9 protein-coding genes and 1 CRISPR repeat array are annotated in these 19,838 nt (G+C 25.3%); all 9 genes read right to left on the minus strand.

What is annotated here, in order from left to right; genetic code table 11:
* The 9 genes from JRV97_RS01790 to cas8a1 all read right to left on the minus strand — a co-directional run bounded on the left by JRV97_RS01790 (nt 1) and on the right by cas8a1 (nt 19,837).
* Nucleotides 1–2,964 carry an alpha-mannosidase gene (locus JRV97_RS01790; RefSeq protein WP_280999688.1) on the minus strand — a complete coding sequence of 988 codons (2,964 nt, stop codon included), beginning with the start codon at nt 2,962–2,964 and terminating at the stop codon, nt 1–3.
* An 11-nt stretch (nt 2,965–2,975) separates the two neighbouring features.
* Nucleotides 2,976–3,896, minus strand: a complete 921-nt coding sequence (locus JRV97_RS01795; RefSeq protein ID WP_280999689.1) for a carbohydrate kinase family protein — start codon at nt 3,894–3,896, stop codon at nt 2,976–2,978.
* A gap of 247 nt (nt 3,897–4,143) precedes the next feature.
* A CRISPR array of direct repeats spans nt 4,144–12,419; the repeat unit is 30 nt; unit sequence ATTTACATTCCAATATGGATGATTAAAAAC.
* Nucleotides 12,420–12,594: 175 nt separating this feature from the next.
* A complete protein-coding gene (gene cas2, locus JRV97_RS01800) occupies nt 12,595–12,879 on the minus strand; it encodes a CRISPR-associated endonuclease Cas2 (RefSeq protein ID WP_280999690.1) in 285 nt (94 codons plus the stop codon).
* A 6-nt stretch (nt 12,880–12,885) separates the two neighbouring features.
* Nucleotides 12,886–13,869, minus strand: a complete 984-nt coding sequence (gene cas1b, locus JRV97_RS01805) for a type I-B CRISPR-associated endonuclease Cas1b (protein ID WP_280999691.1) — start codon at nt 13,867–13,869, stop codon at nt 12,886–12,888.
* 3 nt (nt 13,870–13,872) lie between these two features.
* Complete coding sequence (gene cas4 / locus JRV97_RS01810; protein WP_280999692.1) at nt 13,873–14,361, minus strand: CRISPR-associated protein Cas4; 489 nt, start codon at nt 14,359–14,361, stop codon at nt 13,873–13,875.
* 8 nt (nt 14,362–14,369) lie between these two features.
* Nucleotides 14,370–16,523 (minus strand): CRISPR-associated helicase Cas3', encoded by a 2,154-nt coding sequence (cas3, locus tag JRV97_RS01815; protein WP_280999693.1) that lies wholly within the window; start codon nt 16,521–16,523, stop codon nt 14,370–14,372.
* Nucleotides 16,524–16,532: 9 nt separating this feature from the next.
* Nucleotides 16,533–17,276 (minus strand): type I-B CRISPR-associated protein Cas5b, encoded by a 744-nt coding sequence (gene cas5b, locus JRV97_RS01820; protein WP_280999694.1) that lies wholly within the window; start codon nt 17,274–17,276, stop codon nt 16,533–16,535.
* Entirely contained in the window at nt 17,263–18,135 is an 873-nt protein-coding gene (gene cas7i, locus JRV97_RS01825) for a type I-B CRISPR-associated protein Cas7/Cst2/DevR (protein WP_280999695.1), read from the minus strand. Before cas7i ends, cas5b begins: the two co-directional genes overlap by 14 nt.
* Nucleotides 18,128–19,837, minus strand: coding sequence for a type I-B CRISPR-associated protein Cas8b1/Cst1 (gene cas8a1 / locus JRV97_RS01830; RefSeq protein WP_280999696.1), 1,710 nt, complete (start codon nt 19,835–19,837; stop codon nt 18,128–18,130). Before cas8a1 ends, cas7i begins: the two co-directional genes overlap by 8 nt.
* Nucleotide 19,838 lies beyond the last annotated feature (1 nt).

Genomic DNA, 19,838 nt, shown 5'->3' on the forward strand with positions numbered 1-19,838 from the left:
TTATTCAAAAACTATAGTATATATTTTAAACGGTTGAAATTCTACAGTCCCATTTATATCTTTTATTTTATTACCCAAAATATCTGTTAAATATGATTTAGTATAGTTAAACTTAACTTTCATATCTATTTTTCCTCTTTTACCTTCAACTTCTACTACTCTTAAAATTTTTCTATTTCCTTTTTTATAAAAAGCTATTACCTTTAAAGGAGAAACATCTAAAAATTCATTTGTTTTTACAATATCTTTTTTCAATATTCTTAATGGTTTATTTATTCTTTCAGCTTCCTCATATATCTCTTTAATATTATTTGAATGACTCATAATTGAATAAACAAACTCATGTTTTCCTTTATCAGCAATTATATCTGGATATATTGGCCCATGTATTAGCGATAATCCAAATGTATTATTATCAATTGATGTACTATATAATTCATTATTTAATATTGCCACACCAAAATCTGGTTCTGAATAATCAAACCATCTATGCATATAAACTTCAAACATTGCTTGTTCATATGAAGTATTTTTGTGAACAGGTCTTGTGATATATCCACCCGAAATATCAAATCTCGCATATCTGGATAATATATCAATAGGAAATATAGCTTTAAGTAATTTCTTTCTTAAATGCCAGTCTATCTTTGTTTTTATATCTATTCTTTTCATTCCTATTGATAAAGAAATGTATTGTTCTACTTTTGTTGTTTCATATTCATATAATACTTTAACAACCTTTCTTAATTCTCCATTTTCCACCACAGATATATCTTTTGCTTTTAGTTTTTCTCCAAATTTTTTATAATTATAATCTATATCCCATGCACCCCATGCTAAAGGCACATCATCATATAATATTAATAAATTCCCTTTGTCTTGAAATAAATTTCTACCTTTTCTTTTATCAAATACTTTTATTCCATCAGCAAATACTTCAACAAAATAGAATTCATTTTCCAATATATTATTATCCTCTAATGATGTATTTACAATCTTTGGATCACCTTTTCTTATAATTATATTAGAAAATTTTGGTAAAGAATCAATTTCATATATATATTTCCCATCATATGTTTTCTGAGCTATTAATTCGAATTTTTCTTTTGATTCAAAATATTTATCACTACTATAATTACTGAAGTTTATTAACGAATATTCCTCTGAATCATTCAAATTTTTATCTACACCTTCCCTACATTTTTCAATTTCTTCTTTTAATATTTTTTCCGCCTCATCATATACTTCTTTTATGGAAGATCCAGGTATAATATCATGAAATTCCATTGTTAATAATTTCTCCCAACTTTCAGAAAAATCATAATCAATATTATTAGCAGCTAAAATATATTCTGTAAAATATAATTCATCTTCCAGGAGTTTATGAAACTTTTTCATGTTTAATTGTGTAAAATGTGTAGCTCTATGAAATTCAAAATATAATTCATTATCCCAAATAGGTATCTCTTTATCTTTTATTTTCTCATCCAATAATTCAAAAAATTGTCTAGCAGTCGTGGGAATTAATTTTGGTACATATGGAAGATTATTTGTAATTTCAAAATCCATCATATGATCTTCTGATGGACCACCGCCACCGTCTCCATAACCATATGTCAATAGCGTTCCGTCAAATATATCTCTATTTCTAAAATTTCTAAATGTTTTTAAAGTGCATTCAGCATCAAGATGTCCATTATATCCATCTTTAGGATTATTAAAACTATGATATATCACTTTACTACCATCTATTCCGCGCCAATAGCAAATATCATAAGGAAATTGATTTTTTTCATTCCATGTCAATTTTGTTGTAAAAAAATAATCTATTCCTGCCTGTTTTGCTATTTGTGGCAATATCCATGAAAACCCAAATACATCTGGTAACCAACAAACATTGGAATACCTTCCAAATTTTTCTTTAAAATATTTTTGCGCATAATAAAATTGCCTAATTAAAGATTCTATTGAAGGTAATTTAGTATCTGATTCTATCCACATTCCCCCATTAGCATCCCATCTATTTTCTTCTTCTAATTTTTTTATCTCATTAAATAATTCCATGTTTTCTATATTTTTATACATTTGAGCACTTGATTGTGTAAAAGTAAAATAAGGATATTTTTTAGCCAATAATATAGCATTTGAAAAAGTTCTTACAATTTTTCTCTTTGTTTCTTCTATTGGCCATAACCATGCATAATCTATATGTGCATGTCCTGTAACATACACTTTCCCAATTTTTGGATATTTTTCTTTTAATTTTTCTAATTCTGTCTTTAAATATTCGAGAGCAGAAGAAACTTCTAATATTTTACCTGTGAATTTTTCAAATTGAGGTTTCGACCATATACTGGAAAGTCGTTTATATAGTTGAGGAGATCTTTCAATTGTAGAAAGATAATCAGAAGTTTTTCTAGGAATATCGATTAAATTATAAGTATTATCGATTAAACTAGATAATTCATTAATCAAAGCAAAATTATCTGCATTTTCTATTATTTGACTTATCCCCATAAAATATCTTATTAATTTTCTCACATCAAAATTAATTTTTATAAAATTTGCTTTTTCAAAAATTGTTTTTCCTGTCGGAGAACCAAAAAGATTATACGGAACTGTTTCTGCTTCAAATATATGTTCTTCACCATCAGCAATTATTGTCAAATCAATTTCCCTATGATACTCGTTGATTTCTCCATATGCTTTTCCATCTATTTTTATTAATGTTTCACCACCAAACCAAAACTCGCCATAATAATCTTTAGGAATGTTAAATTTCTTTCTAAATTTAACAGGAAAGTTTTCTCTTTTCCATTCAAATCCAATATCAATATTTTTTAATTCACCATTTTGTTCAAATTCCCAATTACTAATAGGAATAATATCTATATATTGATATGGATAAATATCTTCTATCATTTTGTTAATTCTCAATATTTCATGATTAACATTATGATACACATTTATTCCCCCTATCCCAAAAATTTATCTATTTCAGATAATGCTGTTAATGCACCATTCTTAGTACATACTAATGCACCTATTTTATTAGCAAATTTCCCTATTTTAAAATAATCTTTTTCTCCTTGAGAAAGTTTATATAAAAACGAACCAACAAAAGCATCTCCTGCTCCTGTAGAATCTATGGACTTAACTTTAACACTATCTATTTTCTTTATACTTTCACCATCACTTAGCAATGAACCTTCTTTTCCAAGGGTTACAGCTATTATTTTAGCACCAATATCATGAATATATTTTATCGATTCATAAATATCATTATTCCCAGAAATTAAAAACAATTCTTCCTCACTGAATTTTACAAAATCTGCATATCTAATCATTTGCTTACTCAATTCAATTAGCTTTCCTGTTTCTTTCCATAAATCTTCTCTATAGTTCATATCAAAAGATATAAATTTTTTATTTTCTTTTGCAAATTCAAAAATTTTAAAATACGTTGTCTGCAATTCTCCACCTAAAAAAGCTGTTGCAGAACCAAAATGAAAAATGTCAAAATCATTTAATCTATCAAAATCAACATCTTCAGTTTTTAAATTTTTATCTGCTCCTCTAAAAAATACAAAATCCCTTTCACCATCTTCCATTAAAGAAACAAAAGCCAGCGTAGTATTTAATTCATCATCATAACTTATTAAAGAGGTATCCACATTATATTTTTCTAATTTATCGACCAAATATTTCCCAAAAGGATCATTACCGACCTTCCCAACAAAAGCACTTTCACCACCTAATAACGAAATTACTGCAGCAACATTAGCCGGAGCACCTCCAAATTTTTTCTCGAAAGTATTTCCTTCTGTAATACCTTTATTCTTATCAAGACATATAAAATCAATTAAAATTTCTCCTACAGTCAATATTTTTTTCATATTAATTCCCCCATACATTTTAACATTAATTCTATTTTACTACATATTTCTTCATATTTTACAAAAAAATTATACTGTCCAATATTATACTGAGCAGTATAATGATTCGAAACATTAAAAAAGTTCACTTAAATCGTGGTTCTATTCCTTAGAGTTATATATTAATCTCTTCAACAATCAACTTCATATTCAAATATGGCCTATTAAAAACTAAAATCAACGCAGCAAAATTTAATGTAACTGTTGAATTTACATTCCAATATGGATGATTAAAAACACAGAATCTTTTAACTGGTAGCGAGTTTATTTTTTCATTTACATTCCAATATGGATGATTAAAAACTCGGATTACAATATTATGACATTTTTATTTGGTTCGATATTTACATTCCAATATGGATGATTAAAAACACAGTTTCAACAACAGAGGGCGGTGACCCTTCTACAATTTACATTCCAATATGGATGATTAAAAACAAATCTTCGGAATTTGAAATTGGTGTGATTTTTGCAATTTACATTCCAATATGGATGATTAAAAACTTCATCTTATATCACGCTCCTTATATAAAAATAATAATTTACATTCCAATATGGATGATTAAAAACATCATTTTTGACATACTTTTCATTTACAATTGTAATATTTACATTCCAATATGGATGATTAAAAACAAAAAGAAAGAACTTAAAGGTATAACTGTAATACAAATTTACATTCCAATATGGATGATTAAAAACTGCTACCGTTGATGTTGCAATTGATTTAGTTAAAGTATTTACATTCCAATATGGATGATTAAAAACTTCCAAGGGGTAGCAAATCAGCTATCCCTTTATTTGATTTACATTCCAATATGGATGATTAAAAACCTTGGAATTCAAGAATTTTTATATCAGCTTGTTCGTTATTTACATTCCAATATGGATGATTAAAAACAAGACTTTTGAAGATATGCTATCTTTAATATACGAAAATTTACATTCCAATATGGATAATTAAAAACGTTCAGCCTCTAAAATAAAATCCTCACCTAACCATTCATTTACATTCCAATATGGATGATTAAAAACACCAAAGAAAGCGTCGGAATGGTTTTATAGTTCAATATTTACATTCCAATATGGATGATTAAAAACAAAATGGAGAAGCTTACTTTCAAGAAATGCAAAACAATTTACATTCCAATATGGATGATTAAAAACTTCTATGGGAGGATTATCTGAAAACTATGACAAAGCATTTACATTCCAATATGGATGATTAAAAACTTCTTCTACGTGTGAAAATGTTCCCCTATCCAAAACATTTACATTCCAATATGGATGATTAAAAACCTTGTATTTTGGTATTCTTTTTTTGCAAAAGAAAGATTTACATTCCAATATGGATGATTAAAAACATCGCCAATAGTCAAATCTGTTGTAAATCCAACGGCATTTACATTCCAATATGGATGATTAAAAACATATAATTTAGATTTTAATGCAAAATTAAATGCTTCATTTACATTCCAATATGGATGATTAAAAACAACGAGGTCGAGGACATGGAATGTATATGACAACAAATTTACATTCCAATATGGATGATTAAAAACTTGATGTAATAAAAAAATTTAAAGATGAATTATTTAATTTACATTCCAATATGGATGATTAAAAACCCCAATTTACAGTGAGTTATATTTCTTTAATTTGTCATTTACATTCCAATATGGATGATTAAAAACCTGGATAAAATTCCGCTTAAAGCTCCACCAATAGCATTTACATTCCAATATGGATGATTAAAAACTTCATCTTATATCACGCTCCTTATATAAAAATAATAATTTACATTCCAATATGGATGATTAAAAACTACAGTTAATAAAGTTCAAGAGTGGTTGAATAACGTATTTACATTCCAATATGGATGATTAAAAACTACGGTAATTACATCAAATAAATCAAGATTTAAATCATTTACATTCCAATATGGATGATTAAAAACTTAGCTGGAAGATTATTAAAGACAGAAAAAGAAAAAATTTACATTCCAATATGGATGATTAAAAACAAAATTAAATGAATTCAAAGAAAAAATAGAGTTATCATTTACATTCCAATATGGATGATTAAAAACGCCGTTTTCGTCTTTATAATCAGGGATACCACCTGCATTTACATTCCAATATGGATGATTAAAAACTCTGGCATATCATCAAATTTTTCATCTTCTAAATCATTTACATTCCAATATGGATGATTAAAAACTCGATTGTTGAACCTGTTTGTTCCGCAACTGCTACATTTACATTCCAATATGGATGATTAAAAACGAAGACCAAAATATATGAATGGGTGATAACATGAGAATTTACATTCCAATATGGATGATTAAAAACTATCTTGTAAAGTAGTTACAAGCGTTAATTCGGATATTTACATTCCAATATGGATGATTAAAAACGTAGCTCATAAAGCCCAAAGACTAAAATTAAACAATATTTACATTCCAATATGGATGATTAAAAACAAATTTTTCATCTTCTAAATCTGGTAATTCACCAAAATTTACATTCCAATATGGATGATTAAAAACACGAATTTATTTACCAGTTAGCAACACCCGTTATTGATTTACATTCCAATATGGATGATTAAAAACTTCTTCTGAAAATATAACATTCAATGGTTATCCGTAATTTACATTCCAATATGGATGATTAAAAACCTTGTTTATATTTTACTGCTAATGTATAATTTGTGTTATTTACATTCCAATATGGATGATTAAAAACCAAGAAGCATTGTCTTATCTTGCTATGAAATACGAATTTACATTCCAATATGGATGATTAAAAACTAAAGAATTCATTCTTTTTTCTGGATTTTCACTTAAATTTACATTCCAATATGGATGATTAAAAACCATTTTTGATATGTTATATTTATTTTGCAATGCACTATTTACATTCCAATATGGATGATTAAAAACCCTGTTCCTGTATCGCTTGGTAATGAATGAGAATGAGATTTACATTCCAATATGGATGATTAAAAACGCTTCCAAATCCTTTTTCGCCTCTTTCGGTGTTTTTATTTACATTCCAATATGGATGATTAAAAACTGGAAATGTGATAAAAGATGTGAGTTATACAACAACATTTACATTCCAATATGGATGATTAAAAACCAATCTTGAATTATTAAATGAATTAGCAAATATTTTATTTACATTCCAATATGGATGATTAAAAACTATACTGAACATGGAGATAGAATGATAGGGACAGGATTTACATTCCAATATGGATGATTAAAAACTGCTTTTCCTAATGCTAAATAAAATAAAAGTCCTGTATTTACATTCCAATATGGATGATTAAAAACATGGTGGGTCTGCAAAGATTAAAGCATTTTCAGGAATATTTACATTCCAATATGGATGATTAAAAACCAGAAAATTATGACGCTAAATTTTATGGTATTGATTTATTTACATTCCAATATGGATGATTAAAAACACCGATTAAAAAATTTGAAGAGGTAAAAAAAGAATTATTTACATTCCAATATGGATGATTAAAAACTTTATTTTTGGTTGGTTTGCTTGCTGGTTTGCTTGCATTTACATTCCAATATGGATGATTAAAAACATGAACCAGAAACAACCGAAACGGAAATTAAATTCATTTACATTCCAATATGGATGATTAAAAACGACTACTTTTTAATAGAAAGTTATCCCGTTTATAATATTTACATTCCAATATGGATGATTAAAAACTAAAATTTTTGCTAATATTTCAAGCACGATTAAAAAATTTACATTCCAATATGGATGATTAAAAACACAGGAAGAACCGCCACAAACTCAGAAGTAACATTAATTTACATTCCAATATGGATGATTAAAAACAATGTCATATCCCTCAAAACAAGGTAACGGTTTGCTATTTACATTCCAATATGGATGATTAAAAACCTTGACCCATAACAAATGCAATTAAAGCCTTAGTCTATTTACATTCCAATATGGATGATTAAAAACCCCGTAAAATCTATAGTGCCAACTGCAACGATTTGATTTACATTCCAATATGGATGATTAAAAACCGAAACATTAAACGTTGAAGATTTTGAAAGTTATGAATTTACATTCCAATATGGATGATTAAAAACTTGCTACAAATAAACTGCCGAAAGCTCCTGCTAAACATTTACATTCCAATATGGATGATTAAAAACTTCAGAAATCCCGCAACTATACAATTGCTGTAATTATTTACATTCCAATATGGATGATTAAAAACTGTAAAATCATGTATATTTGCAAATCCATATTTCTCATTTACATTCCAATATGGATGATTAAAAACCGGAGTTGGATTAATGGCAACAATTAAAAAAAGCATATTTACATTCCAATATGGATGATTAAAAACTTAGTTGGTGCAAAATGTTATGTGAAAAGAACAGATATTTACATTCCAATATGGATGATTAAAAACGACGTTTGTTAAAAGAATTAGAAAATAAAGGATTTTATTTACATTCCAATATGGATGATTAAAAACAATGGAAACATATGTTTTAATGCAAGACCCGAAAACATTTACATTCCAATATGGATGATTAAAAACCTCAGTATAAGCTTTCCCATCTATCATAACATATTTATTTACATTCCAATATGGATGATTAAAAACTCAATATAAATACAGATGTTGAAATGATAGAAGGAGATTTACATTCCAATATGGATGATTAAAAACGAAAAAAATGAAACCGCGCCAGAAAAAACAACTGAAATTTACATTCCAATATGGATGATTAAAAACTATTATTTCATCCGTGGCGTGATTAGTTAAAATAACATTTACATTCCAATATGGATGATTAAAAACGTTTTAAAGCTTCATTTCTGTATTTTTCATAATTAATATTTACATTCCAATATGGATGATTAAAAACTTATACAAGATACTTCAGAGGTGATGCAGATGAATATTTACATTCCAATATGGATGATTAAAAACATATTTAGCTTTTTGGTCTAACATTCCACCTACTTCATTTACATTCCAATATGGATGATTAAAAACATGATGAATGAATTAATTAGTTTTTTTGTAGGTATATTTACATTCCAATATGGATGATTAAAAACTTCATCAGTGTATAAAATTAATTCTTTGAAGAAAAAATTTACATTCCAATATGGATGATTAAAAACTTTAAGCAACACAAATATAACCGATACAATTGATTGAATTTACATTCCAATATGGATGATTAAAAACAAGAAATTGTTGCAGAACAATATCCAAAATATGATGATTTACATTCCAATATGGATGATTAAAAACAAAATTAAACCTCTTAAATCGCTTTATTTTAAATTATTTACATTCCAATATGGATGATTAAAAACGTGAGAACTAATTTCTATCAATTTCTTTTCTAAGCCATTTACATTCCAATATGGATGATTAAAAACTGATAATGATTCAGTCCAATAAGCTATTACTCCTGTATTTACATTCCAATATGGATGATTAAAAACTTGAAGATGGCCAACCATAAAAAAACAAAACTTTTTTATTTACATTCCAATATGGATGATTAAAAACACGAAATTATTACAAGAACCGCAAGCGCTTTAGAAAATTTACATTCCAATATGGATGATTAAAAACTTAAATAATTAGATAATAACGATGTTGCTATACCAAATTTACATTCCAATATGGATGATTAAAAACCCGCTTCAGGATTAGCATTTTATCTTGCATTAGGTAATTTACATTCCAATATGGATGATTAAAAACAAAGAGGTGGTGTATTTTGGTATTTTCTTATGAGTATTTACATTCCAATATGGATGATTAAAAACTATGAATCCTCCTTCTCAAAATGAAGATGAAATATCATTTACATTCCAATATGGATGATTAAAAACTATTCCGTATTTGGTTTTTAATGCACTCGGTGGTATATTTACATTCCAATATGGATGATTAAAAACTTCAATATCCCCAGCATTTAATAATCCAGTTATACGATTTACATTCCAATATGGATGATTAAAAACGAAAGCGGCATTATTCTGCCGCTTCTTCTGTGCTTTATTTACATTCCAATATGGATGATTAAAAACTTCAGTATTTTCCTCAAGTTTATCAAAAGAATTTAAATTTACATTCCAATATGGATGATTAAAAACATTTTCAAATTTTATTAGTTTTGCTTTTTTTACTGGATTTACATTCCAATATGGATGATTAAAAACTATTAATCTTGAAGAATTTTACGAAACTACAAACGAATTTACATTCCAATATGGATGATTAAAAACCCTTTTTTGATTTGGATATAAGAAACTAATTATAATATTTACATTCCAATATGGATGATTAAAAACGGAAATAGCTGCACCTTCACCAACCCATGTTACGCTATTTACATTCCAATATGGATGATTAAAAACCCTACATCTTTTGCATATCTTGAAATAATATTATCATTTACATTCCAATATGGATGATTAAAAACGAACAATTTGAGAATTGAAAATTTTGAACGAATGTAATTTACATTCCAATATGGATGATTAAAAACATTTACAAAAAACTCGTTGAAGATTCATTAGTAAAGATTTACATTCCAATATGGATGATTAAAAACGTGTCTAAACTTTCCACAGCAGTTTTAACGGCTGTTATTTACATTCCAATATGGATGATTAAAAACATAAACTACGCTATCATGTGAATGTGATAATTCTAAATTTACATTCCAATATGGATGATTAAAAACAAAAAGAATAATAGCAAGAGAATATATGCGAAATTTATTTACATTCCAATATGGATGATTAAAAACTCTGTATATTACCATTACGATTATATTTTAAAAATTCATTTACATTCCAATATGGATGATTAAAAACGGAGGTATGACTCTTATGGCTTTAATTCCAATACAAATTTACATTCCAATATGGATGATTAAAAACTTTTCATTTTCTTCTCAATCATCTTATCAATTACTATTTACATTCCAATATGGATGATTAAAAACATAGCCAATATTTTAATTTTACGATATAAATCATTATTTACATTCCAATATGGATGATTAAAAACTTATAAATTCTTGTTTTTTCTCATCTTCTTTTATAAAATTTACATTCCAATATGGATGATTAAAAACAACTGCTCCTAATAATTTTGTTATTGAAGAGTCATCATTTACATTCCAATATGGATGATTAAAAACTCTTTTATCAATCTCATCATTAATAAGCATTTTAAAATTTACATTCCAATATGGATGATTAAAAACCCAACAGGGAATATAAGTTTTCCATCTTTTTTATAATTTACATTCCAATATGGATGATTAAAAACAAATCAATATGATATAAAAGACAGTTTATTCTTTTCATTTACATTCCAATATGGATGATTAAAAACTGGATTTTTTATTAAAAGAATTCCAGCTAATTTAAAATTTACATTCCAATATGGATGATTAAAAACCCTAATGCTTCATCAAATTTAAGCATATCTAAAAGATTTACATTCCAATATGGATGATTAAAAACTATAACAGGTTTAACCATTACAAATGGAACATTATTATTTACATTCCAATATGGATGATTAAAAACATAAGTATTAACTTTTTTTCTTTTATCACCTTTTAAATTTACATTCCAATATGGATGATTAAAAACTTCATTATTAGAAGATTCGAGACACTTAATATACATATTTACATTCCAATATGGATGATTAAAAACGCAGTAAATTCTTTTTCTGATATGTTGTATAATCTTATTTACATTCCAATATGGATGATTAAAAACTATAAATTCTTTTTTCTTTTCGTCTTCTTTTATGAAATTTACATTCCAATATGGATGATTAAAAACTATGCAAAATCCAATGTTATTAGCTGGTATTGGATTATTTACATTCCAATATGGATGATTAAAAACTTTACACCATATTTTATCGCCATTCTTAACTCATTAATTTACATTCCAATATGGATGATTAAAAACTCTTTTATTATTATCCAAAGTATAAACTAATCCATTATTTACATTCCAATATGGATGATTAAAAACTATAAGTTTTTGTGTTCGGTTCATTTTCAAAAATTTGATTTACATTCCAATATGGATGATTAAAAACAGCGTTAGCTTTTTCAAGTAAAGCTTGAGCTTTTTCATTTACATTCCAATATGGATGATTAAAAACCTGCAACAAAACAAATAACTTTTAGTGCCTTAACAGGATTTACATTCCAATATGGATGATTAAAAACCTATTATAGCCGTCTTCTTCAACAATTTTTTGAATATTTACATTCCAATATGGATGATTAAAAACGTTACCACCAGTTTTAATTCTAATATATTTTATTTCATTTACATTCCAATATGGATGATTAAAAACTTGTACATCTTCAATAATACCTGTTAAAGCATCTAAATTTACATTCCAATATGGATGATTAAAAACTCATTATATTTATAATATTTATTATTAGTACTTTTCAAATTCATCAATCGTCTATATATATTTAGTTACTTGAAAAAATTCCTTTTAAATATATCAATATCATATACTATTTTATTCATGGTATATTAAAACTTTGTCGAACATATATATTCTTTTTAAAACTATACATCGACAATCATAAAAAATTTGAAGTTTTATCTTCTTCAACTCCCCAAAATTCCTTGTTTAACCATCTTTCATTACGACTTTCAAAAACTATTATCGAATCTAAATCTTTTCTAATAATATTTTCTAATTCGTATCTTAATTTATATATTTCTGATTTCGTTAATTCTCCCTCAAAAACAGAATTTTGTATATGATATAAATACTTTTTGCAAATTTTAAATACCTTTGGTAAAATTTTTTCTCCAACACCATCTTCATCAAATTTGATATCATAAACTAATAATATATACATATTTTCTCACCACCATAAAGTAAACCCTTCATAACTTTTTTCTTCTAATAAATGCTTTATTAACTTATAACATTCTAATCTTATTAGATATCTATACGATACTTTTTTATGCAAGGTTTTGTGCATTATAGTTTTTTTTAATCTTTCGTCATACATTTCAAGTATTTTTTTTCTTGCTTTATCTTTTAGATATAATCCATTTAAATCTTTTTCGAAATCTTTTTCAGTAATAATTTTTTTATTTAATAATAAAAATATCAATCTATCTCCTATTAACGGTTTAAATATTTCTGATATATCTAAACTTAATGAAAATCTTCTCTCTCCTGGCTCATGCAAATAACTTATGGAAGGGTTTAAATATGTTTTATAAATTTCAGATATTGTTGTTGTATATATTATCGAATTAATAAAAGATATTAGTGTATTAACAATATTTTCTGGCGGCCTTTTGGTTCTTTTTTCAAAAGAAAAATCAACTATATTATCCCATGAAGAATAATAAACTTCTCTAATATTTCCTTCTATTCCCATCAATTGAGAAATATCCTTTTGTTCGCTTATTTTATTTCTTAAATAATTTATTTCATTAATATAAGTTTCAATATTTTCTTTTCTAGAATTATAGTATCTTAAATTTCTAAATATATTAAATGAAGCTGCTTCTATGATTTTTTTTGCTATGTATAATCTTTTCTCATGGTTTAAATAATGTTCTACTTGCTTAACTAAAATATTTCCAGAAATTTTATTTTCTTTAGGAATATAAGTTCCTGAATAATAACCATAATAATTATAAAAATGAACTAATATATTTTTTTGAGATAAAAAATTTAACAGCTTACTATTTAATGTAATCTCACCAAAAACATATATATCATCAACAACTTCTATAGGAATATAAGACTTCCCATTTTTATTTATTAGTATTAAACTATTATCCTTTCTTTGTAATGTCCCGCTTGAAAATATATATATAGTTTTCTTCATAATTTATATATAGCAAAACTCACAAAATGCACATTTTTTACAAATACTAGTTTTTAAATTTTTTTCTGGTATCTTTTTAGAATTTTTTATTATATTTATTTCATTAATAATTTTTTCTATAAATTTTTTATCTTTCTCTTCATACACAACTTTTATTCTTTTTCTTAAATTTGGATAATCTATAATTCCCTCTTTCACATCAACACCATACATATTTAAATAATATATATAATATTTCAATTGCCAAATACTAGCTTCTTCAAATGAACGTGATTTTTTTATCTCATGTATAACTTTTTTATCTCTAATAAGGTCTATATTGATTTCATCATTTATCATAATATTTTTTTGAGAATTTTTATAATAATTCTCTTCTATATATTTTCCTATTTTTACATCTTCATTTTCATTCTCCAATGAAATTCCATGGGTATAAAACCACAATTTCCTTTTACAAATAAAATAATAATAAAATTCTACTCCTGAAATCATTTCTACTCCTAGAAAAAGTTATTAAACTCTTTATTTTCCTCTTTACTATATGTTATTCCTAATTCTTTTGAATACTCGCAATTATGAATAACCAACTTTTCATATTTATTAATTTTTATCTCTTTTATATTATTTAATTCATTGCATCGTATAGAAGCAGTATAATTTAAAATTTCATCTTTAATCTTATATTTCTCCTTTCTAGAAATATTTTTTTCATTATATTTTTTCAGTAGTTCATTTATATATTCTTCATTTTCATTATAAACATCTTTAGGAATAACTAATACAGAATCTATATCTCTAAATATTTTTGATACTTCATTTTTTTCTAATTCATAAGGATTATATGTTTTCACAAATTCCATATTGTCTTTCAATTTATTATAATATACCGTGTTCTTTATATTTTCATAATCATATACTTCATCTATTATCCCCAACTTTTTCTCTTCTGATAAAGGGCCATTTATATTTAATAATGATTTTTTTGATAATTCAAAAATATCTTTATAAATAACCTTACCTACTCCAGAACAATTATCAGTAAACACATAAACATTATATCCATCTTTATCCCAAATTCTTCTTCTATATACTCTTCCCATTCTTTGAAATAATCCATTTATATCTGATAATTCAGTAAACAATATATCAAAATCTATATCTAATGAAGCTTCAACAATTTGAGTACTTATCCATATGCCCTTTTTATTATAATTATTACCTAAATTAAATATTTCTTTCTCCTTATTTGATCTATCTTTTTTAATAAACTTTGAATGAAGTAAATTAACTTCATCAAAATTAACTCCTAAATCTATTAGATCATTATATATCCTTTGTGCTTGATTTATTGTATTACATATAACTAAAATTCTATTTTTATTATATTTTTCTATAATATATTTTGCCTCAATATTATCATCAATAACTTTCAAACTATGCCTTATATCATTATTAATAAATGGTTTTTCAGAGATAATAAAATTATTTATACCAACATCTTTAAACTCTTTTAATAAAAATTTTGGAAAGGTTGCTGTTAAAATTGAAAATTTCCCTCCAAATTTTGTAATTATTTTTAAACCCAATATTAGGTAAGCAAGTAAGTCAGGCGAATACATTTGAATTTCATCAAGAATTATTTTTGAATAAGACATTGTTGCTACTTTAAGTTCAAACCCTTTATAGCCATAGACAATATTAAATAATTGATCTAAAGTTGTTATCGTTAAGGGTAATGATAATTGTTTTGTTTTAGTAAAATAATAATCAACCTCTTCTATACTTTCTTCTCTTTTTAAATATTCAGAATAAGTATCCGAATGCAAAATACCAACATTTTCTGTATTTTTATCTTTTAATATTTTTTTAGTGATTCTATCATATATAGCATTAATGGCTACTTTTAAAGGCAAAGTATAAAATCCTTTATTATTTCCTATCCACAATAATCCTGCTTCAGTTTTCCCCATACCTGTTTGAGCTATTGCTATAACATTATTATCTCTATTTTCGATCATATATTTTTGTAAATCATTCCACTGATATCCAAGCTTTTCCATATTGCTTAATAAAAAGTTATTTGAAATTTCTACGGGTATATGAGCACTAGCTGCATAATCAATTTTATTTAATAATCCTTTTAATAAAACATAGTCTTTGAAGTGTTTGTTTTCTTTATATATTCTTTTCCTAAGAACAAAATATCTTGCACTAATTTTATTCAATTTTATTTCCTTACTTATTTTAGAATAATCAAAAAACTTTACTAAAGAATTTATTTCTGCTATTTTATTATTAATCATATTTAAATCATAATTACTATAATCTCTTTCATGATGATATGCGATAATTTGATATAACAACTTTATCTCATCTTCTGTAAATTTCTTTTTTAATTCTCTTGGATTCAAAAATAATAAACTTAAAAGAGAATGAGGAATTTCATTATCATTCCTCTTTCCCTTTTTTAATTTTTCTTGAAAATCTGGATTTATTTTTCCTAAATCATGATATACACATGCATATTTTAACAAATCCCAATTAACAGGAATTTTTTCATTATATAATGCTTTTAAACTATTCAATTGTTCAATTAAATTATCAGTATGTTCTTGTATTGTTTCTGGAGGATTGGATTTTGCTAAAAAAATCATAAATTCACCTCAAGCTAATAATAATACGTCTCCTTCTTCATCTATAATATATTTTTCATACATATAAAAAATTGGATTAGATGCATATAATACCTCTATTTTATTCCATTTTCTTATAAATTTCTTATTTTTATTATTTCCTATATTTTCTAAAACATAATTTTTATTTAGGATATATTTGGTTCCTACATATTTTACTCCTTCTGTATAATTTTGAAATTCTATATTTTTATATTTTTTTATTGGTATATAATAGGAAAAATCTGTATAAATATCTTCTTCTAATTCTTTTTCTTCACATTCAACAACTTTAACTTCTCTAATAATAGCAATATCTTCTCTTCTTCCTAAAGAAGGATATTCTCTTGGATACTTTAATGATTTTTCTATTGTTTCAATCAAATTCTCATCTTTTGGTACTATGTGTACCATTAACTTGACATCTATAAGCATTTCTGTTGTACCTATTCCTTGAGTTATTCCATATCCTTTTACCATCAATTGATGTCTTCCTCTTTCAAATTTCATTTCAGGTTTAAATTCATATCTAGTATATAAATCATTAACTTTTGAATAATATTCACCTGCAATACTTACTTGCATTTCTTTATATTCTTTAAAATCACATAGCTTGTGAATCATACCTATCACAGTAGAATAAGGAGGAAGAGGATATGTCTCCCTCAATCCAAAACTTGTAGGAATCCTATAATTGGCAGTTTCTTGTTCTATTTTTATCTTAATTGCCTTCATAATACTCCCTTACCTTTTCTTTTAAATTTTCAAATAATTTTGGAATAGAAATTGCATTAAGTTTTTCTTTAATCTCATTCTCATTGTCAAATTTCCCATCAACAATACCGCATATTGTATTTTCTTTTACCTCTTGATATTCTAACATTGCTAACAATGGTTCAACTTTAATTTTATTATTTCCTACTTCAACCAAATTCTGAAAGAATGGATTTTTAATATCATAAACTCCCCCAATTGCGAATAATGGTTTTAAATCTTCTCTTCTTCCTTTAATATCCCTATATAAAAAGGCTATAGTGTCTAATAACTTTTGAACTCTTTTAGATTTTTCTTCATTAGGTATTTCAATATCTTCATTTTTATCAACACCTATTTCGTCTAAATCTATATTTATCGTATATCTGTAATATGATCTATGTATTTCTGATTGAGCTATATTCATATTTTCATTCAATCTATCAGCTAGTCCTTTATTTGTTAAAAAATCAAGATCTCCCTTAAAATCTTCCAAAGATATAGCATGTGATATTCTAACTTTTGCATCTCTAGTTAAACTTCCTTCTCCTTTTTTCGTTTTCATATATCCAAAAAAATCTATTTCAGGATATTTATCTATTGTTGCTTCAGGATCAAATTGTATAACTTTTTTATCTCCACTTCCCTCAGCTACTACCGGAGATAATTCGTACCCCAATTGATTAACAATATTATATCTAATTGCTTGCCTGGATATATAGGTCTGTTGTTTGCCATCCCTTGATAATTTTTTTAGTGTTGTAACATTACCTAATCCTTCCCCAAAATTTGCACTTTCAGCTTCAAAAATTATTGTTAATGTTAATCCTTTTTTATCCATTATTTTCATCCCCTTTCTTATATTCTCCAAATAATCCAGCTATATAGGCATATCCTACACTTTTGAAAATGTCGTTATTATCTAAGGCTTCTATAATTATTTTTGGAACTGGCTTATCAACATATAAATAACAATTCAATAATGTATCCATAAAGCTATCTTTATTATTTACTTTTAATGCATTTAATAACTTGTATGAAATACCAGAAAGTTTGTGTTCGCTACCTTTAGATAAATAATACTGTCTCATTAAATATCCATAATAATTAGCCTGTTTAACTTCACTTTCATTAAAATCTTTCATATCTTTCACCTCGCTTAAATAATTTAAATTTATTTTAATTAAGTTATTTATAGTTCTTATTGAATAATATCCATTTGTTTTATCAGAAAGTTTTATTCTTAAAAGATCATTTATTAAATCATATAACTCTATATTATTTGTTATTCTAAAAATAGCCTCCTCATACAACATTACTTTATCTTTATAATCTCCTTTTTTAGTTGGATAATAGTAATTATTTATTAATTCATTCAACAATTTTGATGACTCTTTTAACACTAATAAAATCTTTTTCGATAATATATTAAAATAATATTTTTCATTTTCCAACTTAACTATTTGAATATCAGAATATTCATATTTTGTTGTTTTATTTAAGTTTTCATATATACTACTTAATAATGTTTTATATGAAAACATATATTTATCATATTCCTTAATTGAATCATTGTAGGTTTCCATCATTACTCTTTTGTTTATATTATAAATATCTTCAACTGAATGATTCAAATTAACAAAAAGCCCCTTATCATACACATAAGTAAATCCTGCTGGAATACATGAATAAACCAATTTACAAATCGGGCATATATATGTATCATTAATAAAATTCCATACATTAGACGGTTTTCTCGCATCATCAAAGCCAATATTTTTTAAAAAAGACATATTTGTTTCCAGTTTTTTCATTGGTCTATTACAAGAAAAACATGTGTATTTATATTTTTTTATTTCATCATTTTCTAATTTTAAATACTCTAAGAATGGTTCTAAAAAGTATTTTTTATAATCAACATACATATCTTTTTCTTTTGTTTGAGGATTTAAAAAACTCACTCCATCCCAAGCATTTCTAATAACAGAATACATAGCATTTTTTGCTGCAATATATTTCTTTGAAACAGGCTTTTCTAAGAAATCAAGAATATTTTTTAATATTAATAAATTATCTCTTATTTCATCAGGGGTTGACAATTTACTCATCCTTTTTATTTTTTTTATTTCCTCCAAAAAATTAAAATTATTTATTTCTTTATATATTAAGTTATATGCACTTTTAAAACTGGCTTTTTTGAGATTATCTTTAAAAGACTTTATTATTTTATTTATTATTTCTATATCTTCTTTTGAAAACTGATTTTGTTCTATTTTTTGTTCTATTATTTCTTTATATGAAATCAATTGATGCCAATTTAAATTCTTATAGGTATTAATAAAATAATCAAAATATTTTTCTTCGAAGTTTTCAAAAGCTTCAATTTTAATTTCTATTTCATCATATTCCATATCTAGATTTTCTTCATATGTTCTATACCTAACATTATCTTCACCTAATATATTAATCAATCCTACTATTCCGGCATTATATAACCAATCTGATAATCTTAAAGTTATATAATTTTCTTTCAATTTATCCATT

The organism is Marinitoga aeolica (assembly GCF_029910535.1).
Lineage (GTDB): Bacteria > Thermotogota > Thermotogae > Petrotogales > Petrotogaceae > Marinitoga > Marinitoga aeolica.

Bases quoted from the DNA above. Each gene is read 5' to 3' on its own strand.
- JRV97_RS01795 (WP_280999689.1), bottom strand. From the start codon at position 3,896: ATGAAAAAAATATTGACTGTAGGAGAAATTTTAATTGATTTTATATGT.
- cas2 (WP_280999690.1), bottom strand. From the start codon at position 12,879: ATGTATATATTATTAGTTTATGATATCAAATTTGATGAAGATGGTGTT.
- cas1b (WP_280999691.1), bottom strand. From the start codon at position 13,869: ATGAAGAAAACTATATATATATTTTCAAGCGGGACATTACAAAGAAAG.
- cas4 (WP_280999692.1), bottom strand. From the start codon at position 14,361: ATGATTTCAGGAGTAGAATTTTATTATTATTTTATTTGTAAAAGGAAA.
- cas3 (WP_280999693.1), bottom strand. From the start codon at position 16,523: ATGATTTTTTTAGCAAAATCCAATCCTCCAGAAACAATACAAGAACAT.
- cas5b (WP_280999694.1), bottom strand. From the start codon at position 17,276: ATGAAGGCAATTAAGATAAAAATAGAACAAGAAACTGCCAATTATAGG.
- cas7i (WP_280999695.1), bottom strand. From the start codon at position 18,135: ATGGATAAAAAAGGATTAACATTAACAATAATTTTTGAAGCTGAAAGT.
- cas8a1 (WP_280999696.1), bottom strand. From the start codon at position 19,837: ATGGATAAATTGAAAGAAAATTATATAACTTTAAGATTATCAGATTGG.